Below are 22,000 nucleotides of genomic sequence, written 5' to 3' on the forward strand. Positions count from 1 at the left end.
AGTCTTTCCCGAGTTGAGACCTCTCCGACATGCACGCCGACATGCGCGGATCGGTCGGGGTCCATTCCCGCCACCTCTCCCGGCTCCCTTGACACCAAAGGCCGCACGGTTGTTGGTTATCTCTGCAATGCCGGAATGACAACGATGTCAGTTGAGCGATGTCAGATGAGTGGAGAAGCTCGCGTGCGGCTCAGACACCTGCGTGGGATCAACCGGCCTGTCGCCCTGACGGCCGCAGCCCTCCTGATCGTGACGGCACACGGCGCGGCCGTGGCCGCGCCCTCCGCACCACACGCACCACCGGGCACAGCCCAGGAATTCAGCTCCTCGTTCGAGTCCGGCGAGCCGGCACCGGACTGGCGGGACACCGCCGAAACGGGCCCCGACGGCGCCCCCAAGGCCGCCGGCGTCCGTCCGGAGAGCGGCACGGCACCCGGCATGACCAGCCACGTCGACACCGGTCCCACCGACTCCCCCACGGCGAAGCAGAACGCGGGCTTCACGGGTACGCACGCACTGCGCTACGGCGGCAGCCACACCGCCGACGGCCACGGCTATGCGTACAACAAGGTCTTCGACGTCGACGTCCAGGTCGATCGCGACACCGCCCTCTCCTACAAGCTCTTCCCGGAAATGGCCGGATCGGCCCGTGACTACCGCGCCACCCAGGTCTCCGTCGATCTCGCCTTCACCGACGGGAGTTATCTCAGCGACCTGAAGCCGGCCGATCAGTACGGCGCTCCGCTGACGCCGCAGGGCCAGGGCGCCGCCAGGACGCTCTACGTCAATCAGTGGAACCACCGCGAGTCGAGTATCGGAGCGGTGGCCGCCGGAAAGACGGTCGACCGCATCCTTATCGCGTACGACACGCCCCGGGGCACCGGCACCTTCCGCGGCTGGCTCGACGATCTGACGCTCGCGCCCAAGGCGCCCGAGAAGCGCCTCGCGCACCTCTCCGACTACGCCTCGACCACCCGCGGCACGAACTCCAGCGGCAGCTTCTCGCGCGGCAACACCTTCCCCGCGACCGCCGTCCCCAACGGCTTCAACTTCTGGACCCCGGTCACCAACGCCGGCTCCCAGGACTGGCTTTACGAATACGCGCGCAAGAACAACGCCGACAACCTCCCCACCCTCCAGGCGTTCGCCGCCAGCCACGAACCCAGCCCCTGGATGGGCGACCGGCAGACCTTCCAGGTGATGCCGTCCGCGGCCGCCGGCACCCCCAACGCCTCCCGCACCGCCCGCGCGCTCCCCTTCCACCACTCCCGCGAGACGGCGAAGCCGCACTATTACGGCGTCACCTTCGACAACGGGCTGAAGACCGAGATCGCGCCCACCGACCACGCCGCGATGATGAAGTTCACCTTTCCGGGTGAAAACGCGAGCCTGATCTTCGACAACGTCAACAACAAGGGCGGTCTGACGCTCGACACCGAGAACGGCGTGGTCACGGGCTTCTCCGACGTCAAGAGCGGGCTGTCCACGGGAGCCACGCGCCTCTTCGTGTATGCCGCGTTCGACGCGCCGGTCACCGCCGGCGGCAAGCTCTCCGGAGGCGGCGGCCCCGACGTCACCGGCTATCTCCGCTTCGAGCCCGGCGCCGACCGCACGGTCACGATGCGCATCGCCACGTCCCTGATCAGCGTCGACCAGGCCAAGGAGAACCTCCGTCAGGAGGTCCCGGAGAGCGCGTCCTTCGCGTCCGTACGGGACGGGGCCCGTTCAGCCTGGGACGACATCCTCGGCCGCATCGAGGTCGAGGGCGCGAGCCGCGACCAGCTCACGACGCTCTACTCCAGCCTGTACCGGCTCTACCTCTACCCCAACTCCGGCTCGGAGAAGGTGGACGGCAAGGTCCGCTACGCCAGCCCCTTCTCCCCCGCGACCGGCCCGGACACCCCCACCCACACCGGCTCGAAGATCGTCGACGGCCAGGTCCACGTCAACAACGGCTTCTGGGACACCTACCGGACCACCTGGCCCGCGTACTCCTTCCTCACCCCGAAGCTGGCCGGCGAGCTGGCCGACGGCTTCGTCCAGCAGTACAAGGACGGCGGCTGGATCTCCCGCTGGTCCTCGCCCGGCTACGCCGACCTGATGACCGGCACCAGCTCCGACGTGGCGTTCGCCGACGCGTACGCCAAGGGTGTGCGCTTCGACGCGAAGGCGGCGTACGAGGCGGCGCTGAAGAACGCCACCGTCGCGCCGCCCAGCCCCGGCGTCGGCCGCAAGGGCATGAACACCTCGCCGTTCCTCGGGTACACCTCCACCAAGACCCGCGAGGGCATGTCCTGGGCCCTGGAGGGCTACCTCAACGACTTCGGCATCGCCCGGATGGGCCAGGCGCTCTACAAGAAGACCCACGAGAAGCGCTACAAGGAGGAGTCGGCGTACTTTCTGAACCGGGCGCAGGACTACGTCAAGCTCTTCGACGACAGGGTCGGCTTCTTCCAGGGCAAGGACGAGCAGGGCAACTGGCGGCTCACGCCGGACACGTACGACCCGCGCGTCTGGGGCCACGACTACACCGAGACCAACGGCTGGTCCTTCGCCTTCACCGCGCCGCAGGACCTGAAGGGCCTCGCCAACCTCTACGGCGGCCGCGCGGGCCTGGCGAAGAAGCTCGACACGTACTTCGCCACGCCCGAGACCGGTACCAAGGAGTTCGCGGGCAGCTACGGCAACGTGATCCACGAGATGACCGAGGCCCGCGACACCCGGATGGGTATGTACGGCCACAGCAACCAGCCGTCCCACCACATCGCGTACGCCTACGACGCGGCCGGACAGCCGTGGAAGACCCAGGAGAAGGTCCGCGAGGTGCTCTCCCGGCTCTACCTCGGCAGCGAGATCGGCCAGGGCTACCCGGGCGACGAGGACAACGGCGAGATGTCCGCCTGGTACGTCTTCAGCGCCCTCGGCTTCTACCCGCTGGTGATGGGACAGCCCGAGTACGCGATCGGCTCGCCGCTCTTCACGAAGGCCACCGTCCACCTGGAGAACGGCCGCGACCTGGTCATCAACGCCCCGGAGAACAGCGCCCGGAACGTCTATGTGCAGGGCCTGCGGGTCAACGGCAAGCCCTGGACCTCCACGGCGCTCCCGCACTCCGTACTCGCCCGCGGCGGCACCCTGGACTTCACCATGGGCCCGGAGCCCTCCCGCTGGGGCACCGGCGCGCACGCGGCGCCCACCTCGATCACCCAGGACGACAGGGTCCCGTCCCCGGCCGGTGACGTGACCGCGCCGGACGGCTCGGCGCTCTTCGACAACACCTCGGACACCTCGGCGTCCTTCGGGACGGCGGCCGCCGGCCTCACGAAGGCGGCCCGCGTCACGTCGTACACGCTGACCTCCTCGGCCAAGGAGAACGCGCCGGCCGGCTGGACCCTGGAGGGCTCTCAGGACGGCCGCCAGTGGACGACCGTCGACCGCCGCTCCGCGGAGTCCTTCGCGTGGGACAAGCAGACCCGGGCCTTCTCGGTCGAGCGGCCGGGCACGTACCGGCACTACCGGCTGGTCCCGGCCGGCCGGGCCACCCTCGCCGAGATCGAACTGATCTCCTGACCGCACCGTGCGCCACAGGCCGGGGCCGCGCCGCCCGCGAACGGACGGTGCGGCCCTGTGCGGCTGCCGGACGGCTCAGAGGAGAGCGTCGAGCAGGCTGCTGAGCAGGCCGTGGCCCCACCAGCCGTGGTGGTCGTCCCGGCGGTCGCTCTTCTTCTTGCACTTGCAGTCGGCCGTCACGACCGACGACGCCTTCGGGGCGGCCTGGGCCACGCCCGAGACCGGGAGGACGACCGCCGTCGCGAGCATTGCGGCCACGACGGACCGGCCGATGAACCTGCGCATGTGAGTCTCCTGTCAGCAGGAAAATAAGGACGACGCAAGACGTACCGCGTCCCGCCGCCTTCTCACCCGGTACGCCCCGACACCACTCCCCCGGCCTCATGATCACCCCGAGCGGCCCCGCATACCCGCCCCACCGGGCCCTTCCGTGGTACACGCCGGACACGCGGAAGGGCCGCACCCCGAGGGGTGCGGCCCTTCCTGCCGCTGCCGGTCTCCGCTCACTCGCGGATCGGGCCGCTTACTTCCGGCTGTGCTTACTTACGAATGAGCGAGCGCAGCACGTACTGCATGATGCCGCCGTTGCGGTAGTAGTCGGCCTCGCCGGGGGTGTCGATGCGGACCTTGGCGTCGAACTCGACGTCGCCGGCCTTGACCTTCACGGTCTCCGGGATGCCGCCGTCGTTCAGGGCGGTGATGCCGGTGATGGAGAAGGTCTCCTCGCCGGTCAGGCCCAGGGACTGCGCGGTGGCGCCCTCGGGGAACTGCAGGGGCAGGACGCCCATGCCGATCAGGTTCGAGCGGTGGATGCGCTCGTAGGACTCGGCGATGACGGCCTTGACGCCGAGCAGCGCGGTGCCCTTGGCGGCCCAGTCGCGGGAGGAGCCGGAGCCGTACTCCTTGCCCGCCAGGATGACCAGCGGGATGCCGGCGGCCTGGTAGTTCTGCGAGGCGTCGTAGATGAACGACACCGGGCCGTCGGCCTGGGTGAAGTCGCGGGTGAAGCCGCCCTCGGTGCCCGGCGCGATCTGGTTGCGCAGGCGGATGTTGGCGAACGTGCCGCGGATCATGACCTCGTGGTTACCACGGCGGGAGCCGTAGGAGTTGAAGTCGCGACGCTCGACGCCGTGCTCGGTGAGGTACTTGCCGGCCGGGGTGTCGGCCTTGATCGCACCGGCCGGGGAGATGTGGTCGGTGGTGACCGAGTCGCCCAGCTTGGCCAGGACGCGGGCGCCCGCGATGTCCTCGACCGGGGTGGTCTCCATCGTCATGCCCTCGAAGTACGGGGGCTTGCGGACGTAGGTGGACTCGGCGTCCCACTCGAAGGTGTTGCCGGTCGGGATCGACAGCGCCTGCCACTGGGCGTCACCCGCGAAGACGTCCTGGTAGGACTTGTTGAACATGTCCTCGCCGATGGCGTTGGCCACGACGTCGTTGACCTCGGCCTCGGTGGGCCAGATGTCCTTGAGGTAGACCGGGTTGCCCTCGGTGTCGTTGCCGATGGCCTCCTCGGTGATGTTCACCTTCATGGAGCCGGCGATGGCGTACGCGACGACCAGCGGCGGGGACGCCAGGTAGTTCATCTTGACGTCGGGGTTGATCCGGCCCTCGAAGTTGCGGTTGCCGGAGAGCACCGAGGTGACGGCGAGGTCAGCCTCGTTGATCGCCTTCGAGATCTCCTCGTCCAGCGGACCGGAGTTGCCGATGCAGGTGGTGCAGCCGTAACCGACCAGGTTGAAGCCCAGCTTGTCCAGGTACGGGGTCAGGCCGGCCTTGTCGAAGTAGTCGGTGACGACCTTCGAGCCCGGGGCGAGGGTGGTCTTGACCCACGGCTTGCGGGTCAGGCCCTTCTCGACCGCCTTCTTGGCCACGAGCGCCGCGGCGACCATGACGTAGGGGTTCGAGGTGTTGGTGCAGGAGGTGATCGCGGCGACGGTGACGGCGCCGTGGTCGATCTCGAAGACCGAGCCGTCGGCGGCGACGACCTGGGTCGGCTTGGTCGGCGCGCCGTTGTGGTCGCGGGCCGGGGCGTCGGAGGCCGGGAAGGACTCCTTGCCGGCCTCCTCGTCGTCGCCGACGTAGTTGCGCACGTCGGTGGCGAACTGCTTCGCGGCCTCGGCGAGGACGATGCGGTCCTGCGGGCGCTTCGGGCCGGCGATCGACGGGACGACCGTCGAGAGGTCCAGCTCCAGCTTCTCGGAGAAGTCCGGCTCGGCGGCCGGGTCCAGCCAGAGGCCCTGCTCCTTGGCGTACGCCTCGACCAGCGCGACCTGCTGCTCGCTGCGGCCGGTGAGCTTGAGGTAGTTCAGCGTCTCGTCGTCGATCGGGAAGATCGCGGCGGTGGAGCCGAACTCCGGCGACATGTTGCCGATGGTGGCGCGGTTCGCGAGCGAGGTGGCGGCGACGCCCTCACCGTAGAACTCCACGAACTTGCCGACGACACCGTGCTTGCGCAGCATCTCGGTGATGGTCAGCACCAGGTCGGTGGCGGTGGTGCCCGGCTTCAGCTCGCCGGTCAGCTTGAAGCCGACCACGCGCGGGATCAGCATGGAGACCGGCTGGCCGAGCATCGCGGCCTCGGCCTCGATGCCGCCGACGCCCCAGCCCAGGACGCCCAGGCCGTTGACCATCGTGGTGTGCGAGTCGGTGCCGACGAGGGTGTCGGGGTACGCCTGGCCGTTGCGGACCATGACCGTACGGGCCAGGTGCTCGATGTTCACCTGGTGGACGATGCCGGTGCCGGGCGGGACGACCTTGAACTCGTCGAAGGCGGTCTGGCCCCAGCGCAGGAACTGGTAGCGCTCCTTGTTGCGGCCGTACTCCAGCTCGACGTTCTGCGCGAACGCGTCGTTGGTGCCGAACTTGTCGGCGATGACGGAGTGGTCGATGACCAGCTCGGCCGGGGCCAGCGGGTTGATCTTCGCCGGGTCGCCGCCGAGCTCCTTGACGGCCTCACGCATGGTGGCGAGGTCCACGACGCAGGGCACGCCCGTGAAGTCCTGCATGATCACGCGGGCCGGCGTGAACTGGATCTCCTCGTTGGGCTGGGCCTGCGAGTCCCAGTTGCCCAGCGCCCGGATGTGGTCGGCGGTGATGTTCGCGCCGTCCTCGGTGCGGAGCAGGTTCTCCAGCAGCACCTTCAGGCTGTACGGCAGGCGGGCGGAGCCCTCCACCTTGTCCAGCCGGAAGATCTCGTACGACTCGTCGCCCACCTGCAGGGTGCTGCGGGCGTCGAAGCTGTTCGCCGACACGACAGTCTCCTTCATGCATGAATTCGCGCGTACCACCACGATCCTGCCGTCACCGGCCCCAGCCGATCAGCTAAGGTAAGACTTAGTTAGGGGAGCCTTACTAGCGCGGCAGCGGTACGCCTCTCGGCAGATATCTCGATGTCGAGATAACTCTAATACATCGCCGCCGCGCGGTCATGCTCCGCCCTGCCCGCATGCCCGTCATCGTCCGCTTCATCCGGAGGGACTAGGCGGCGAGCGGGGTCGACAAGTGAAGGACCTCGTAGCGTTCGGTCGCGTCCTCGTCGGCGGGGACGGTGTCCGTCCAGAGGACGAAGCGCATCAGGTGCCAGTGGTACGGGTCGACGGCGAGGGCTGCCGTGTGGACGTCGGGGCGGCGGGCCAGGGTGCGCAGGGCTTCGGTTTCGCGCTCGATGAGGCGGGAGAGACCCAGGCCCGTGCCGTCCGGGTCGGGGTCGGGAGGGAGGGCGGTCAGGCGGCGGGAGGCGGCGCGCGGGGGTGTCTCGCGGGCGGGGCCCGCCAGGGTGGCCACGCCGGTCCAGTGCCGCACGGCCGGGCGGCCGAAGTCGCGGATGATCCCCTGGAAGCCGCCTCCGCCGAGGAGGAAGTGGCTCATCGCGCCGACGTCCTGCCAGAGGTAGAAGGGCGCGTACTGGTTGACCGGCGAGCCGTCGGCGCCGCGCTCGCGGATCAGGTACGCCTTCAGGTCCAGCCCAGCGCGGTCGTCGAGCAGGTGCCCGTGGTCGGCCACCCGCTTGCGGATGATGCCCATGTCGTAAGCGGCGGGCAGGGTGATCTCGTACTGCGCCGCGTACATCAGCGGCTCCGGGTGGCGTGCGCGGTGAGCAGCGTGAGCGCGCCCGTGACGGCCTGGTCGAAGGCGTCCGGTGTGCCGGCGGCGCGGGCGAGGACGTAGCCGCCCTGGACCACCGCGACCACGGTCGCGGCCGTGGCGGCCGGGTCCAGCGCCGCGTCCAGCTCGCCGCGCTCCTGACCCTCGGCCAGTACCTCCGCGATCCGGCCGCGCAGCCAGTCGAAGGTCTCGTCGACCGGCGCGCGCAGCACCGGGTCGGCCATCACGTCCGGGTCCTGGGTGAGCCGGCCGACCGGGCAGCCCTTGAGGACGTCGCGCTCGCGGCGCAGGTAGGCGCCGACCCGGTCCGGCGCGGTGCCGGGCCCGTCGAGCAGCCGCGCCACCTCGGCCCGCATCTCCTCGGCGGTGCGCCGGATGGCGGCCAGCGCGAGGTCCGGCTTGCCGGTGAAGTGGTGGTACATGCTGCCCTGGCCGGCGTTGGCGCGCTGCAGGATCGCCTTGGGGCTCGTACCGACGTAGCCGCGCTCCCACAGCAGTTCGCGGGTGCTTTCGATGAGGCGTTCCGAGGTGCCGGCCGACGGGCCGTTCGCAGTGCTCATGAGGGCAGCATACATACTGGTAGGTACAGAGAGTGCGGGAAATCTTCCGCGGACTCCTCGGTCGGCATGTCACATCTCGCGGCCCGCTCCCGTCGTAGGGGTGAAGCACGGAAAACCGATCACGAGGAGAGCGATCATGCAGGCACGGATGCAGAACCCCGCGACCATCTTTCCCGAGGCCACGGCGGCCGTGCAGCAGCTCCTGAAGGCGGCCGGGTCGGGCGGTGTACCGCAGACGACGCTGGAGCTGGTGCACCTGCGGGCGAGCCAGATCAACGGCTGCGGTTACTGCGTGGTGGGCGGCGCGCTCAACGCGAAGAAGGCGGGCGAGACCGACGAGCGGCTCTTCGCGGTGGCGGCCTGGCGCGACGCGCCGTTCTTCACCGAGGCCGAACGCGCCGCGCTGGCCCTCTCCGAGGCCGCCACCCGGCTCGCAGACCAGCCGGACCCGGTGCCGGACGAGATCTGGAACGCGGCCGCCGAGCACTTCGACGAGAAGCAGCTCGCGTCGATCATCCTCATGGTCGGCCTGACCAACCTCTTCAACCGGATCAATGTGACGACCCGGCAGGTGGCGGGGCCGACCTGGTAGGGGGTCGACCTGATGGGCGGTCAGCCCGTACCGAGCGGCCTGTCCAGGCCCGTACGGACCAGGGAGACGATCTCCTCGTCCGTGAGGCCGAGGGCGCGAGCCTGCTCGATCAGGCCGGCTGCGGCGTCGGTGAGGCGGGCGCGGGCGGGGGACGCGGCGCCGGTGACCACCGCGCCGCGGCCGCGCCGCAGTTCGATCAGGCCCTCCTCCTTCAGGCGCTGGTAGCCGCGGAGGACGGTGTGGACGTTGACGCCGAGGGAGGCGGCTAGGGCGCGGGCGGCGGGGAGGCGCTCCCCGGCGCCCACGGAGCCGTCGGCGATGGCGCCGCGCACGGAGGCGGCGACCTGGTCGCCGAGCGGCACGGAGGACGCGGGGTCGATGCGGACGAGCATCAGGCGGTGCCTTCCGGGCCGTCGGCGTGGCTGTCGGCGTCGCCGTTCGCACGGCCGTCCGCGCCGCCCTCCGTACCGCCCTCCGCGGCCTCCGAGCGGTCGACCAGGGTGTTCAGCAGCGCCGCCGCGGTCGCCGCGTCGCCGACCGTCACCACGAACTCCTTCCCGCTCGCCAGCCGCAGCGACAGCGCCTCGCCGGAGCGGAGCACGAAGCCGCTGCGGCCGGGCCGCATCCGGTAGCCCCAGCCGCCGAAGTCGCGCAGCGGGGCGACCTTGCGGCTGTCGGCCTCCCGTATGCGGGCCAGGGGGATGCGCATACGGGGGTACGGGAGGAGGGGCGGGGTCACCGTCAGGCCGTGCCGGTCGGCGGTCACCCGCAGTCCGGCGAGCGCGAGAACCAGCAGCCCGCCGCAGAGCAGGCCCGGCACCGCGCTCCATCCAGTGGCCGGGCCCGCGATCAGGCCCCCGAGGAGGAGCGCGCACCCCAGGACGTACATGACCGGCGAGCTGACGGTCCGGGACCAGCCGGCGACCTCGGAGTCGGCGAGGGGCAGCCGGGGCGCGCCGCCGCGCACCCCGCCGTCCGGCAGCGGCGTGTCCTTCCCCGCCAGCAGCCGCCCGAGCAGGCCGGCCACCACGCCGACGCCGAGGGCCGCGGCGACCTGCCAGAGCGGGAGCCGGGCGGCGGGGTGATCGCCGCCGGCCGCCGCGTTGGCGTACAGCGTCCGCACGAAGACGTACCCCAGCAGTCCCGCGAGCCCGTAGCCGACGGCGATGAAGGAACCGGCCGTGCGGAGGCGGGCCATGGCCGGTACGCCGTCCGTACGATCCCCGTCCCCCGCACGCCGCGCGGACCCGGTACGCCGTCCAGCCGTCGGCGCGAGGACGAGAAGCCCGAAAACGGCGCCGAACGCGAGAAGCGTGCCGAGCGCGACGGCGAGGAAGCCGCCGGCCGTCGTGAAGCCGTCGGCGCGCCCGTCGGCGCGGAAGTGTGTGGCCAGCGTGCCGGGCAGCCGCCCGGCGAGCGTGCCGTACGCCATTGCGACGACGGCGGCGGCCACCGGGAAGGGTGCGATCGCGACGATCACCCGGCGCACACCCGGACCCTTGCGCGCGTCCACCGTGCCGCCGCCATGTCCTGCGGTAATGCCCCAGTGACCGGCCATGTCCGGGTGCCGCCTCCCCTCTGTCCGCCACCGTGGCGCTGCCGCCGTACGGCCTATTGTTCGCATAGTAGTAGAACAATCGACAGTTGAACATCGATCTCATATCTGAGATACCGTTCTCCTCATGGCAGACGACTACCTCGTACGCATCGGCAAGCTCATCCGTGACGCCCGGCAGCACCGAGGCTGGACACAGACGCAGCTCGCGGAGGCGCTCGGCACAAGCCAGAGCGCGGTCAACCGCATCGAACGCGGTAATCAGAACATCAGCCTTGAGATGATCGCCCGGATCGGCGAGGCGCTGGACAGTGAAATCGTCTCCCTGGGGTACGCGGGTCCCATGCATCTCCGCGTCGTCGGCGGCCGCCGCCTCTCCGGCAGCATTGACGTCAAGACGAGCAAGAACGCCTGCGTGGCCCTGCTCTGCGCCACGCTGCTGAACGCCGGCCGCACCACGCTGCGCCGCGTCGCCCGGATCGAGGAGGTCTACCGCATCCTCGAAGTGCTGGGCTCGATCGGCGTCCGCACGCGCTGGATCAACGACGGGAACGACCTGGAGGTCGTCCCGCCCGCCGAGCTGGACCTCGACTCGATGGACACCGAGGCGGCCCGCCGCACCCGCAGCGTCATCATGTTCCTCGGTCCGCTGCTGCACCGCATGGACCACTTCAAGATCCCGTACGCGGGCGGCTGCGACCTCGGTACCCGTACGGTCACCCCGCACATGACCGCGCTGCGCCACTTCGGCCTCGAAGTCACCGCCACCGAGGGCACGTACCACGCGCATGTCGACCGGGCCGTGGCACCCAAGCGCGCGATCGTGCTGACCGAGCGCGGCGACACCGTGACGGAGAACGCGCTGCTCGCCGCCGCCCGGCACGACGGCGTCACCGTCATCCGCAACGCCTCCTCCAACTACATGGTTCAGGACCTGTGCTTCTTCCTGGAGCAGCTCGGCGTGCGGGTCGAGGGCATCGGCACCACCACCCTCACCGTGCACGGCGTCACGCACATCGAGCGGGATGTGGACTACGCGCCGTCGGAGGACCCGGTCGAGGCGATGAGCCTGCTGGCCGCCGCGGTCGTCACCGAGTCCGAGCTGACGATCCGTCGCGTCCCGGTCGAATTCCTGGAGATCGAGCTCGCGGTCCTGGAGGAGATGGGCCTCGACCACACCCGCAGCGCCGAGTACACCGCCGACAACGGCCGTACCCGCCTGATCGACCTCACCGTGCGCCCGTCCAAACTGAGCGCCCCGCTCGACAAGATCCACCCGATGCCGTTCCCCGGCCTGAACATCGACAACGTGCCGTTCTTCGCGGCCATCGCGGCCAGCGCCCAGGGCCAGACCCTGATCCACGACTGGGTGTACGACAACCGCGCGATCTACCTGACGGACCTCAACCGCCTCGGCGCGGGGGTCAAGCTGCTCGACCCGCACCGCGTCCTGGTCGACGGCCCGACCCGCTGGCGCTCGGCGGAAATGATGTGCCCGCCGGCCCTGCGCCCCGCCGTCGTCGTCCTCCTGGCGATGATGGCCGCCGAGGGCACGTCCGTACTCCGCAACGTCTACGTCATCAATCGCGGCTACGAAGACCTCGCCGAGCGCCTCAACACCCTGGGCGCCCAGATCGAAATCTTCCGGGACATCTGACGACAGGTCCCTGGCGGGGGGGGCGTCGTCCCCCGTCAGGGCAACAGAAGAACCCCGGTCTCCGTGCGGAGACCGGGGTTCGTGGTGAGCGCTGGGCAGGCCTTGCACCTGCATCTCCCCGCAGGAAGCGGGGCGTCTTTCCTTGGACCACCAACGCCTGGCCCGTCACCGGTCGTCCCGGCGGCAAGCTCAAGATCAACTCTACCGTACGGCCGGGATCCCGGCCACCAGCTCCCGGCGTACGAAGTCGACCAGGAGTTCGCGCATCACGGAGACCGTCATGCGCGGGGCGCAACCTGGTCGACTTCTACGTGGTGCGGCGCGGCCACTACTCGATCCGGGAGATCTTCAACCCGCGCGGGATGTACGGGCGGTGGAGCGGGCGCGGGCTGCTCGCGTACGGGGTCGGGTTCCTGTCGATGCTGCCGTTCGCGGAGATCGGCGACCTCCGGGGGCCGGGCGCCGCGTGGGTGGGCGGCGCGGACCTCACGATGCTGATCGGTCTGCCGGTCTCGGCCGGGGTGTACTTGATGGCCTGCCGGTCGCTGGATCTGACAGCCGAGCGGGCCGCGGTGGCGGCGGCGGACGCGGGACTGGAGGACGGCGGGGCCGGTGGCGGGGTGTCCGACGGCGGGGCGCCCGTCAGCGGTACAGCTCCCGCGCGATGATCGTGCGCTGCACCTCCGTCGCGCCCTCGTAGATGCGCGGCGCGCGCACCTCCCGGTAGAGGTGTTCCAGCAGGTGGCCGCGGCGCAGGGCTCGGGCGCCGTGGATCTGTACGGCGGCGTCGACGGCCTCCTGGGCGGTCTCGGTGGCGAGCAGCTTGGCCATGGCGGCGCGCTTGGCGATGCCGGGCGCGCCCGCGTCGTAGGCCGCGGCCGCCGCGTACACCAGCAGCCGGGCCGCCTCGATCCGGGTGGCGAGGTCGGCGAGGCGGTGGGAGACGGACTGCAGGTCCTTCAGCGGTCCTCCGAAGGCGGTGCGGGTGGCGGCGTGTTCCAGGGCCGCGTCCAGCGCCGCCTGGGCCATGCCGACGGCGAAGGCGCCGACGCTGGGCCGGAAGAGATTCAGGGTGCGCATCGCGACACCGAAGCCGCGGCCGGGCTCGCCCAGGACGTCGGCGCGGGTGACGGGGACGCCGTCGAAGACGAGGGTGCCGATGGGGTGCGGGCTGAGCATCTCGAGGTGCTCGCCGCTCAGCCCCGGCCGGTCGGCGGGGACGAGGAAGGCGGTGACGCCGCGGGCGCCCGGGGCCTCGCCGGTGCGTGCGAAGACGGTGGCGAAGTCGGCCTCGGGCGCGTTGGAGATCCAGCACTTCTCGCCGGTGAGCCGCCAGCCGCTGCCGCTTGGGCCGTCCGGCTCGGCGGCCAGGGTGAGCGCCGCCGCGTCGGAGCCCGCGCCGGGCTCGCTGAGCGCGAAGGCGGCGACCGCGCGCCCGGCGGTGACCTCCGGCAGCCAGCGCGCCCGCTGCTCCTCGGTACCGGACTGCAGTACAGGATAGGCACCGAGCCCCTGGAGCGCGAGCGCGGTCTCCGCCTCCGTGCACTCCTGGGCCAGCGACTCCCGCAGCAGGCACAGGTCCAGGGCGCGGACGGTGCCGCCCTCGGGGAACAGCCGGCGCAGCAGCCCCAGTTCGCCGAGCGCGGCCACCAGCGGGCGGTTGACCCGGCCCGGCTCGCCCTTCTCGGCGAGCGGGCGCAGCTGCGCGGCGGTCAGGGCCCGGAGTTCGGCACACCAGGTCTCGTCGCCGGCGTCCAGCGCGAATGCGGTCACAGGGCGGCTCCCTTGTCGCGGTCTGCTTTATCGCGGTCTGCTCGGTCGCGTCTGTTCCATCACGGTCTGCTTTATCGCGGTCTGTTGACTGCCGTCACGAACACGTTACGCTGGCGAACCGTCCGTACGGCAGTCCCCGGCGGCCCTCGGACACCACGGCTGAGCGTCACGAGGGGGCGCATGCGTCATGGACCTACAGCCATCGGCCCACGCCGACACCTTCGCCCACGACCATCTCCCACCACCCCAGCAGTGGCCGCATCTCAGCGATCTGGGGTATCCCGCCCGCCTCAACTGCGGTATCGAGCTGCTGGACGGCTCACTGCACCGGTTCGGCGCGGAGCGGCCCGCCCTGCGCGACGGCGGCGGAACGGTCTGGACGTACGAAGAGCTGCGCGAACGTGTCAACCGCGTCGCGCACGTACTGAGCGACGACCTCGGCGTGCGGCCCGGCACGCGCGTACTGCTGCGCGGGCCGAACTCCCCCGCTCTCGCCGCGTGCTGGCTGGCGGTCATGAAGGCGGGCGCGGTGGCGGTGACCGTACCGGCCGCGCAGCGCGCCCACGAGCTGGCCACCATCTGCGACCTCGCGCGTATCCGCCACGCGCTGTGCGACGTACGGTCGGTGGACGATCTGTCCAAGGCCCCGCTCCCCGGTCCGGCGGTCATCACCTACGGCGGCGAGGCACCCGACGACCTGCTGCGCCGGGCCGCGGGCAAGCCCGCCGAGTACACGGCGGTGGACACCTCCGCCGACGATGTCGCGCTGATCGCGTTCACCTCCGGCACCACCGGGCGCCCCAAGGGCTGCATGCACTTCCACCGGGACGTGCTCGCCATCGCCGACACCTTCTCGGCACACGTGCTGCGCCCCGTGCCGGACGACGTCTTCGCGGGCAGTCCGCCGCTGGGCTTCACCTTCGGCCTCGGCGGCCTGGTGATCTTCCCGCTGCGGGCCGGGGCCAGCGCGCTGCTCACCGAAGGGGGCGGCTCGCGCGCTCTGCTGCGGGACATCGCGGCCCACCGCGTCTCCGTCCTGTTCACCGCGCCCACCGCCTACCGCGCGATGCTGCCCGAACTGGCCGGGTACGACGTCACGTCGCTGCGCCGCTGCGTCTCGGCGGGCGAGAACCTCCCGGCGGCCACCTGGCACGCCTGGCACGCCGCGACCGGCCTGCGGCTCATCAACGGCATCGGCGCGACGGAGCTGCTGCACATCTTCCTCTCGGCCGCCGACGAGGCCGCCCGTCCCGGGGCCACCGGAGTGCCGGTGCCCGGGTACGAGGCGCGGGTGGTGGACGCGGCGGGCCGGCCGGTGCCGGACGGCGAGCCGGGGCTGCTGGCCGTGCGCGGCCCGACCGGCTGCCGCTACCTCGCCGACCCGCGCCAGCTCGAGTACGTACGGGACGGCTGGAACCTCACCGGCGACACCTATGTGCGCGAGCCGGACGGCTACTTCCGCTATGTCGCACGCGCCGACGACATGATCATCTCGGCCGGGTACAACATCGCCGGGCCCGAGGTCGAGGAGGCGCTGCTGCGGCACCCGGCGGTGACCGAGGCGGCCGTGGTGGGCCGCTTCGACGCGGAACGCGGACAGGTCGTGGTCGCCCATGTGGTGCTCGGCCCGGACCTCCCCCGTTCGGAGGAAACCGTCGCCGCGCTGCGGGAGTTCACCAAGGCCGAGATCGCGCCGTACAAGTGCCCGCGCGAGATCGTCTTCCACGACGCGCTTCCCCGGACGCCGACCGGCAAACTCCAGCGCTTCCGGCTGCGGGCACCTCTGCAGGGTGCCCCTTTAGAGTGACGGCGTGAGTGACCCCCAGCCGCAGCGCACCCCACGGTCCCTGATCGTCACCTTCTACGGCGCGTACGGACGCGACGCGAAGGGGCAACCGCTGGGGCCGGTGCCGGTGGCCGCGCTGATCACGCTGCTGGGCGTGGTGGGCGTGGACCCGCCGTCGGTGCGCTCGGCGGTCTCCCGGCTCAAGCGCCGCGAGCTGCTGGTGCCCGCGCGCACGCCGGCGGGCGCCGCCGGGTACGCGCTGTCGGAGGACGCGCGCGAGCTGCTGGCCGACGGCGACCGGCGGATCTACGGGCGGCCCGCGGCGCGCGCGAGCGACGGCTGGGTGCTGGCGGTGTTCTCGGTCCCCGAGGAGGAGCGGCACAAGCGGCACCTGCTGCGCTCCCGGCTGGCCCGGCTCGGCTTCGGTACCGCGGCTCCGGGCGTATGGATCGCCCCGGGCCATCTCTACGAGGAGACCCGGCACGTACTGCGGCGCCTCCAGCTCGATCCGTACGTCGACCTCTTCACCGGCGCGCACGCCGGGTTCGCGCCGACGGTGGAGGCGGTGGCGCGCTGGTGGGACCTGCCCGCGATCGCCGGGCGGCACCGGGCGTTCCTCGACGCGCACGAGCCGGTGCTGCGGCGCTGGACGCACCGCCGCGGGACGGTGCCGGAGACGGCGTACCACGACTATCTGCTGGCCCTGGACGCCTGGCGGCGCCTGCCGTACGCCGATCCGGGCCTGCCCGCCGCGCTGTTGCCCGACGACTGGCCCGGAGGCCGCGCGGCGGCGGTCTTCGGCCGGCTGCACCGCCGGCTGCACGCGGCGGGCGCGGAGTTCGCGCACGGCGTGCTGAGTGAACGGGGCGCGCTGGGTCCCCGGTGAGGGACGGGCCTCCGCATGGGGGGTCCGGCGTGCGCACGGGCGGGGAACGGCCGTCGGTGTGGCGGCGCGTTCGCGCGCGAGGCACGTCGTGCGGAGCGGGCGTCCTACGGGGCGGACGGGGGTACGGCCCCGTGGTGACGGACAGCGGAGCGCCTCAGCGCATCCGGTGGTACCCGGCGGCCATCTCGACCGGGCGGGGGCGGGAGGCGGCCACCGCGGCGACCACGTCACGGAAGGAGCTGCACATCCGGGTGCCGGCCACCGCGGCCAGCTCCCCGAAGCGGCCCACGCCGTAGGTGACGGCGATCGGGGCCATGTGGGCGGTGACGGCCATGCGCATGTCGCCGACGGTGTCACCGACGTACGCGCTCTCGCGCGGCGAGACGCCGAGCTGCGAGACGGCGCGCAGCGCCATCTCCGGGTGCGGCTTGCCGCGCCGCACCATGTCGTGGCAGATCACCGGGCCGACCAGGTCGCGGATGCCCATCACGTCCAGCAGCGCCTCGGCGCTGCGCGCGACCTTGGAGGTGGCCACGGCCAGTTCGATGCCGTGCGCGCGGAGCGCGGACAGGCCGGCGGAGACGCCGGGGAACAGCAGGCGCGGGCCCTCGCGGAGCACTTCATGGGCGAAGAGTTCGCGGTAGCGACCCATCGCGGTGAGCACCGCCTCGTCCGTCTCGGGGCGGCCGAGCAGCTGCCCGAAGGCGGCAGGGGCCGGCTTGCCGACCGCGGCCGCGGCCTGCCGGGGCGTCACCCGGCGCCCCTGCTCCGCGACCACCTTCGAGAGCAGCCGGCCAATGGCGGGCAGCGTGTCGGCGAGGGTGCCGTCCAGGTCGAATACGACAGCCCGGATCGGGACCGCACCGCCGCCCCGCGGCGACCCCCCGATGCCTTCGCCGACGTCCGCTGAATCGCGCATTGCTCGATACCTTCCGATGCGTTGACGGGCCGGGCGGAGTCCAGGACTCCCACCGGCGATGAGGAACTTAAACCGATGCATGTGTGAAGAGTGAAGCGATTCCGTCGGTGCGCAACACCGCGGGGGCCTGGCGGGGAAGCGTCATAACGGCTTTCATGGAGGGCAACGCGTTTCGTTGCTCGCCTTTGCAGATTTAAAAACCGCCTGCGCTGTTTGTCAATGCGCTGAGCCACACCTCACACACAACGCGTACACGACTGCAACGCCTGTGACACCCGGGACGAGCGGCGCTTCGACCGTCACAGCGCGGCGATCATGGGGGTCGCACTTCGGCCACCTCGGCTTCGAGGGATCGGCCGGTTACCGCGCCCGGCGCCGACGGGTCGTACGATATTGAAACCGCATGGTTGGTTTTTCTCGCTACCCTTCGCCGCATCGAACCACGTGAACCAAGAACCAGGTGAGCCATCGAGCCATTGGGCTCCCGCGTCACCGAGCCCTCGGCTCACCGAGCCCGCGAGCCGGATCGGCTCCACGAGCCCGCGAGCCGGACGAGAGACAGGACGGACACAGTGCCCACGCAGCACCGCGCGATCCAGAGCCGCCAGGCGCTCATCCGCTCGGCCGCCCAGAGCTTCATCGACAAGGGCGTCTCCGCCTCCGGCATGGTCGACATCAGCCGGCGCGCGAGACTGAGCAAAGGCGCGCTCTACTTCCACTTCGAGTCCAAGGAAGAGCTGACCCTCGCCGTACGGGACGAGGCGCTCGGCGCGCTGCGCGAGCTGGAGGAGCAACTGCTGCGCGCGCCCGACCCGGTACTGAGCGCGTCCCGCGACTTCGCCGCCGCCCTGCTGGACCGGGTGGACCGGGACGTCGTCGTCCGCGCCGGGCTGCAGATCCGCCCGGAGAGCGACCCCGCGCCCACCGGCACCCTGCTGCACCGTCGGTGGTGCACGTTGTTCCTGGAGAAGGCCGCCGCCGACCGCTCCGCGGGCCGGCTGCCCCCGGACACCGACCCGCAGCGGCTCGCCCGGGCGCTGACCACGATGGTGGTCGGGCTGCTGGAGCTCGGCCACGCGGACCGTACGTGGTGGAGCCGGGAGGCCGTGACGGACATGTGGCGGCAGCTCGTGCCCGCGCCCCGGACGGTGCCCGCCGGTGCCGGTGCGGGGCGCCCGCTGCGGGCCGGGCCGCCCGGCGGGCCGCGCGCCGCCGTCCCCCAGCCCGCCCTGCGCGGCGCCGCGGGCCGCGACCCGGCCGCCTTCGCGCCGCGCCGCACGCCGCCGCGCTGAGCGTCGTACGCACTTGACCGTCGTACGCACCCGACGGACCGGTCACCCGACGGCCCGGGCACCCGACGGCCCGGGCACCCGCCCGCAGCGGTCGTCGTACGGGCGCGGCGGTCACCGGTGGTCCGGTGGCCGCAGCGCCCGTTGTGCCGTAGGGACCCGTCAGGGCGGGCCCCACGGCTGCCGCCCGGCCCGCCCCCCGGCGGGCCGCACGGAGTTCACAGCTCGACCAGCACCGCCCCGGTGTGGTCACCCTGGACGAGTTCGCGCAGCGCCTCCGGGGCCTGGTCCAGGCCGCGCAGCCGACTGTGCGCGAAGATCAGCGTGCCGTCGCGCAGCCCGCGCCCGAACTCCTCGGTCCACTCCTGCGCGAGGTCCGCGTGATCGCGTACCGAGAAGCCGCGCAGCGTGACCCGCCGGGAGACCACCAGACCGGCGTCCAGCTCGACCGGCGCCGTGATCCCGTCCCCCGTCCCGAGCTGCGCCGACAGCGCGCCCACGAGCGCGAACCGGGCGCCGGTACGGGCCGATTCGAGCGCCGCCGCGAGCTGCTCGCCGCCCACCGTGTCCAGCAGGACGTCGATACCGTTGGGCGCCGCCTTGCGCAGCTGCGGGCCGACCGGCCCGGCGCCGCGGAGCACCACCTCGTCGTAGCCCAGCTCCTTCACCAGGTACTCGGCCTTGCTCTCGGAGCCGGTGGAGCCGATGACCCGGCGCGCCCCCAGGCGCCGGGCGAGCTGGCCCGCGAGGCTGCCGACGCCGCCTGCCGCGCCGGTGATGAACACCGTGTCGCCGGGCCGCACCTGCGCGATGCGCACCAGGGCGCCCCAGGCGGTCGCGCCCTGCGAGAGGTGCGCCGCCGGGTCGGGCAGCGCCTCGGGGGCGATGCGGTGCGCCCGTGCCGCGTCCACCAGGGCGTACTCCCGCCAGCCCAGGTCGTGCCGGACGAGGTCGCCGGGCGCGAAGCCGCCGCCGGGCGCCTCGACGACCTCGCCGATCGCCGCGCCCCACAGCGCCCGGCCCGGCACGAAGGAGGGCATGGGCAGTTCGGCCCCGGTCATCATCGTGCGCATCACGGCGGTCACGGCCATGATCCGGTTGCGTACCAGGACCGTGCCCGGGGCTGGTACCGGCAGCGGGGTGTCGGCCACCGTGAAGTGATCCGGTGTCAGGGCGCCGTCGGCGCGGGCGGCGAGGCGGATCTCGCGGTGAGTGGCGGGGTGGACGGGCGCGGCCATGGGGGGAGGCTCCTGGGGATAGAGGGCTGCCGGACGGTTGCAGGGCCCGTACGCACGCGCCGCGTCCGGACTCAGGGGCCGACCGTTCATGACCGGTACGACCGGAACGAAGCTTTCCCAAATCTCCACCACAGATCAATACCGTCTGGTTGGATTATTGTTTGCGGCGTCAATAGAATTCGGCCAGATCCGCCGGAGGCGGACGCGCCCCAGAACGAAAAACGCGGAGGACCGCCGGTGGCCAAGCAGGAACGGGCAGTGCGCACTCGACAGGCCGTCCTCGTGGCGGCGGCCCAGGTCATCGGCGAGCGCGGCTACGAAGCGGCCACCATCGCGGAGATCATCCACCGGGCCCAGGTCACCAAGGGCGCGCTGTACTTCCACTTCCCGTCCAAGGACGCCCTGGCCCGCGCGGTCATCGCGGAACAGACCGAGATGCTCGTCCCGCCGCCCAGCGACTCCCGGTTGCAGGATGTCATCGACTTCAGCCATCAGGTGGCGCAGGCGCTGCGGGACGACCCGGTACTTCAGGCCGGCACCCGGATCGCGGTGGAAACCACTTTCAGCCGCGAGCCGCTGGTGCCGTACCAGGACTGGATCGAGATCGTGACCCGGATGTTCACCGAGGCGCGCGAGCGCGGGGAGTTGCTGTCGGCGGTGAACCCGGCGAAGGCCGCGGAATTCGTCGTGTCCTCGTACATGGGCGTGCAGCTCTTCTCCCAGGCCACCACGAACCGCGCCGACCTGCATGAACGCGTCACCTCGCTGTGGCGGCACATCCTCCCGGGCCTGGCCCCGCCGGGGGCCCTGAGCCACCTGACTCCCAGCGGCCGGTGGGAACGCCACGCCGCCTGAACCGACCCACGACCCTCCTCCGACGGCGGCCACTTGGCCGCCGTCTTCTGTCGTTCCGGGCCACCCGTCGCTTCATGCAGCACGGCCGCAAACAGCCCTGGCCTTATCTCTACGCCGTCACACGTAACACTTCTGCCCAAAGATTCACTCTGGAGCACTAGAAAACAAACCAGACGGTTTGTATCTTGGGGCCGCAGGCGCTGAGTACGGGCGCAAACCCGCGCCCGCCCAGGGAGGGAATCCGCATGACCGTCGTTCTGACCGTGCCGCACTCCGCCCCCCGCAGACCCGGCGCGCCTTCGGGGTACTCCGCAGCACTTACCACCACGGTTCCGCGGGAGTACGTCCATCGCAGCTCGGTCACCGAGGTGTTCCTCACGGGCTGGCGCGGCAGAGGCCCCGGCGCCTGGACCGTCGACGCCCAATGGCCGCGCGCCCACAGCTTCTACGGCCCCGCGCACGGGATGCACGACCCGGTGATGCTGGTGGAGACCGTACGGCAGGCCGGACTCCTGCTGAACCACGTCGGGCACGGCATACCACTGGGCCACCCGGTGATCTGGGGAAGCATGCAGTACATCGTCGACCCCGAGGCCCTCGAGGTCGCCGCCACCCCCGCCGATGTCGAAGTACACGTGAACGACCACGACATCGTGCGGAGAGGCAGCCGGCTGTCCGGCATGCGGCAGACGTTCGACGCCATCCGGGACGGCCGGCACCTGGGACGCGTCGAGTGCACCTTCACCTGCCACGCCCCCGCCGTCTACCGGAGATTGCGCGGCTCGTACGCCGATCTCGACCACACGCTCGCGCGCGTGATCCCGCCGGCCGCGCCCGTCTCCCCGGCGCTGGTCGGCCGGGACCGCACGGCCGACGTGGTGCTCTCCCCCACCGGTGAGGCCGGCCGCTGGCAGCTGCGGACCGACACCACGCACCCGGTGCTCTTCGACCACCCCGTGGACCACGTGCCGGGAATGCTGCTGGTCGAGGCCGCGCGGCAGGCCGCGTACGCCACCGTCGGGCACGGCCACTCGACAGCCGTGGCAATGGACTGTTCCTTCGTCCGTTATGCCGAGCTGGACGTGCCCTGCTGGATACGTGCCAGGGCGCTGACCCCGGACGCGGCCGGCCTGCCTCGCGTGGCGGTGCGGGCCGAACACCACGGTGACTCCGTTTTCACCGCCACCGTGACCTGCGCCCCCATCGGCTGAAC

General features: G+C 71.5%; 18 protein-coding genes. 9 read left to right on the forward strand and 9 right to left on the reverse strand.

The window, feature by feature from the left end; all coding sequences use genetic code 11:
- Positions 1 to 165: 165 nt before the first annotated feature.
- Positions 166 to 3,570, forward strand: a complete 3,405-nt coding sequence (locus IG84_RS0131575; protein ID WP_078649622.1) for a GH92 family glycosyl hydrolase — start codon at positions 166 to 168, stop codon at positions 3,568 to 3,570.
- Positions 3,571 to 3,645: 75 nt separating this feature from the next.
- On the opposite strand, the gene IG84_RS0131580 is transcribed toward IG84_RS0131575, so the two are convergent.
- From IG84_RS0131580 to IG84_RS0131595, 4 genes are all read right to left on the reverse strand, one after another.
- A complete protein-coding gene (locus IG84_RS0131580) occupies positions 3,646 to 3,855 on the reverse strand; it encodes a hypothetical protein (protein WP_031064752.1) in 210 nt (69 codons plus the stop codon).
- Between the two features lie 254 nt (positions 3,856 to 4,109).
- Positions 4,110 to 6,824 (reverse strand): aconitate hydratase AcnA, encoded by a 2,715-nt coding sequence (gene acnA / locus IG84_RS0131585; RefSeq protein WP_031064756.1) that lies wholly within the window; start codon positions 6,822 to 6,824, stop codon positions 4,110 to 4,112.
- A 226-nt stretch (positions 6,825 to 7,050) separates the two neighbouring features.
- A complete protein-coding gene (locus IG84_RS0131590; RefSeq protein WP_031064758.1) occupies positions 7,051 to 7,641 on the reverse strand; it encodes a DUF4865 family protein in 591 nt (196 codons plus the stop codon).
- A complete protein-coding gene (locus tag IG84_RS0131595; RefSeq protein ID WP_078649624.1) occupies positions 7,641 to 8,252 on the reverse strand; it encodes a TetR/AcrR family transcriptional regulator in 612 nt (203 codons plus the stop codon). The genes IG84_RS0131590 and IG84_RS0131595 overlap by 1 nt, the downstream gene beginning before the upstream one ends.
- A gap of 121 nt (positions 8,253 to 8,373) precedes the next feature.
- Between IG84_RS0131595 and IG84_RS0131600 the strand changes: the two genes are divergently transcribed.
- Complete coding sequence (locus tag IG84_RS0131600) at positions 8,374 to 8,829, forward strand: carboxymuconolactone decarboxylase family protein (RefSeq protein ID WP_031064762.1); 456 nt, start codon at positions 8,374 to 8,376, stop codon at positions 8,827 to 8,829.
- Positions 8,830 to 8,849: 20 nt separating this feature from the next.
- Here IG84_RS0131600 and IG84_RS0131605 read toward each other — a convergent pair whose 3' ends face one another.
- Positions 8,850 to 9,221 carry a GntR family transcriptional regulator gene (locus IG84_RS0131605; RefSeq protein WP_031064765.1) on the reverse strand — a complete coding sequence of 124 codons (372 nt, stop codon included), beginning with the start codon at positions 9,219 to 9,221 and terminating at the stop codon, positions 8,850 to 8,852.
- Positions 9,221 to 10,387, reverse strand: coding sequence for a DUF1648 domain-containing protein (locus IG84_RS0131610; protein WP_157848986.1), 1,167 nt, complete (start codon positions 10,385 to 10,387; stop codon positions 9,221 to 9,223). Before IG84_RS0131610 ends, IG84_RS0131605 begins: the two co-directional genes overlap by 1 nt.
- Before the next feature lie 124 nt (positions 10,388 to 10,511).
- Between IG84_RS0131610 and IG84_RS0131615 the strand changes: the two genes are divergently transcribed.
- Together IG84_RS0131615 and IG84_RS0131625 are read left to right on the forward strand one after the other, a co-directional pair.
- Positions 10,512 to 12,041 carry a helix-turn-helix domain-containing protein gene (locus IG84_RS0131615; RefSeq protein WP_031064769.1) on the forward strand — a complete coding sequence of 510 codons (1,530 nt, stop codon included), beginning with the start codon at positions 10,512 to 10,514 and terminating at the stop codon, positions 12,039 to 12,041.
- Positions 12,042 to 12,355: 314 nt separating this feature from the next.
- On the forward strand, positions 12,356 to 12,709 hold the full coding sequence (locus IG84_RS0131625; RefSeq protein ID WP_031064771.1) for a hypothetical protein: 354 nt from the start codon (positions 12,356 to 12,358) through the stop codon (positions 12,707 to 12,709).
- Here IG84_RS0131625 and IG84_RS0131630 read toward each other — a convergent pair.
- On the reverse strand, positions 12,684 to 13,814 hold the full coding sequence (locus tag IG84_RS0131630) for an acyl-CoA dehydrogenase family protein (RefSeq protein ID WP_031064773.1): 1,131 nt from the start codon (positions 13,812 to 13,814) through the stop codon (positions 12,684 to 12,686). The two genes, IG84_RS0131625 and IG84_RS0131630, sit on opposite strands and share 26 nt — an antisense overlap.
- Positions 13,815 to 14,001: 187 nt before the next feature.
- On the opposite strand from IG84_RS0131630, the gene IG84_RS0131635 reads away from it, so the two are divergent.
- A complete protein-coding gene (locus tag IG84_RS0131635) occupies positions 14,002 to 15,621 on the forward strand; it encodes an AMP-binding protein (RefSeq protein WP_031064775.1) in 1,620 nt (539 codons plus the stop codon).
- Positions 15,622 to 15,625: 4 nt separating this feature from the next.
- Positions 15,626 to 16,486, forward strand: a complete 861-nt coding sequence (locus tag IG84_RS0131640; protein ID WP_031064778.1) for a PaaX family transcriptional regulator — start codon at positions 15,626 to 15,628, stop codon at positions 16,484 to 16,486.
- Positions 16,487 to 16,640: 154 nt separating this feature from the next.
- Here the strand turns inward: IG84_RS0131640 and IG84_RS0131645 are convergent, their stop codons facing one another.
- Positions 16,641 to 17,405, reverse strand: coding sequence for an HAD family hydrolase (locus tag IG84_RS0131645; RefSeq protein ID WP_078649626.1), 765 nt, complete (start codon positions 17,403 to 17,405; stop codon positions 16,641 to 16,643).
- Between the two features lie 572 nt (positions 17,406 to 17,977).
- On the opposite strand from IG84_RS0131645, the gene IG84_RS0131650 reads away from it, so the two are divergent.
- Positions 17,978 to 18,697, forward strand: a complete 720-nt coding sequence (locus tag IG84_RS0131650; protein WP_063761882.1) for a TetR/AcrR family transcriptional regulator — start codon at positions 17,978 to 17,980, stop codon at positions 18,695 to 18,697.
- Positions 18,698 to 18,912: 215 nt separating this feature from the next.
- Here the strand turns inward: IG84_RS0131650 and IG84_RS0131655 are convergent, their stop codons facing one another.
- Complete coding sequence (locus IG84_RS0131655; RefSeq protein WP_031064787.1) at positions 18,913 to 19,932, reverse strand: MDR family NADP-dependent oxidoreductase; 1,020 nt, start codon at positions 19,930 to 19,932, stop codon at positions 18,913 to 18,915.
- 258 nt (positions 19,933 to 20,190) lie between these two features.
- Between IG84_RS0131655 and IG84_RS0131660 the strand changes: the two genes are divergently transcribed.
- Together IG84_RS0131660 and IG84_RS0131665 are read left to right on the forward strand one after the other, a co-directional pair.
- Positions 20,191 to 20,787, forward strand: coding sequence for a ScbR family autoregulator-binding transcription factor (locus tag IG84_RS0131660; RefSeq protein WP_245659669.1), 597 nt, complete (start codon positions 20,191 to 20,193; stop codon positions 20,785 to 20,787).
- A 245-nt stretch (positions 20,788 to 21,032) separates the two neighbouring features.
- The gene (locus IG84_RS0131665; RefSeq protein ID WP_037801070.1) at positions 21,033 to 21,998 is read left to right on the forward strand and encodes a ScbA/BarX family gamma-butyrolactone biosynthesis protein; all 966 of its coding nucleotides are present in this window, start codon (positions 21,033 to 21,035) and stop codon (positions 21,996 to 21,998) included.
- Positions 21,999 to 22,000 lie beyond the last annotated feature (2 nt).

This window comes from Streptomyces ochraceiscleroticus (assembly GCF_000720485.1).
Lineage (GTDB): Bacteria > Actinomycetota > Actinomycetes > Streptomycetales > Streptomycetaceae > Streptomyces > Streptomyces ochraceiscleroticus.

Coding starts and splice junctions, on each gene's coding strand:
- IG84_RS0131575 (WP_078649622.1), top strand. CDS start 166: ATGAGTGGAGAAGCTCGCGTGCGGCTCAGACACCTGCGTGGGATCAAC.
- IG84_RS0131580 (WP_031064752.1), bottom strand. CDS start 3,855: ATGCGCAGGTTCATCGGCCGGTCCGTCGTGGCCGCAATGCTCGCGACG.
- IG84_RS0131590 (WP_031064758.1), bottom strand. CDS start 7,641: ATGTACGCGGCGCAGTACGAGATCACCCTGCCCGCCGCTTACGACATG.
- IG84_RS0131595 (WP_078649624.1), bottom strand. CDS start 8,252: ATGTATGCTGCCCTCATGAGCACTGCGAACGGCCCGTCGGCCGGCACC.
- IG84_RS0131600 (WP_031064762.1), top strand. CDS start 8,374: ATGCAGGCACGGATGCAGAACCCCGCGACCATCTTTCCCGAGGCCACG.
- IG84_RS0131605 (WP_031064765.1), bottom strand. CDS start 9,221: ATGCTCGTCCGCATCGACCCCGCGTCCTCCGTGCCGCTCGGCGACCAG.
- IG84_RS0131610 (WP_157848986.1), bottom strand. CDS start 10,387: ATGGCCGGTCACTGGGGCATTACCGCAGGACATGGCGGCGGCACGGTG.
- IG84_RS0131615 (WP_031064769.1), top strand. CDS start 10,512: ATGGCAGACGACTACCTCGTACGCATCGGCAAGCTCATCCGTGACGCC.
- IG84_RS0131635 (WP_031064775.1), top strand. CDS start 14,002: ATGGACCTACAGCCATCGGCCCACGCCGACACCTTCGCCCACGACCAT.
- IG84_RS0131645 (WP_078649626.1), bottom strand. CDS start 17,405: ATGCGCGATTCAGCGGACGTCGGCGAAGGCATCGGGGGGTCGCCGCGG.
- IG84_RS0131655 (WP_031064787.1), bottom strand. CDS start 19,932: ATGGCCGCGCCCGTCCACCCCGCCACTCACCGCGAGATCCGCCTCGCC.
- IG84_RS0131665 (WP_037801070.1), top strand. CDS start 21,033: ATGACCGTCGTTCTGACCGTGCCGCACTCCGCCCCCCGCAGACCCGGC.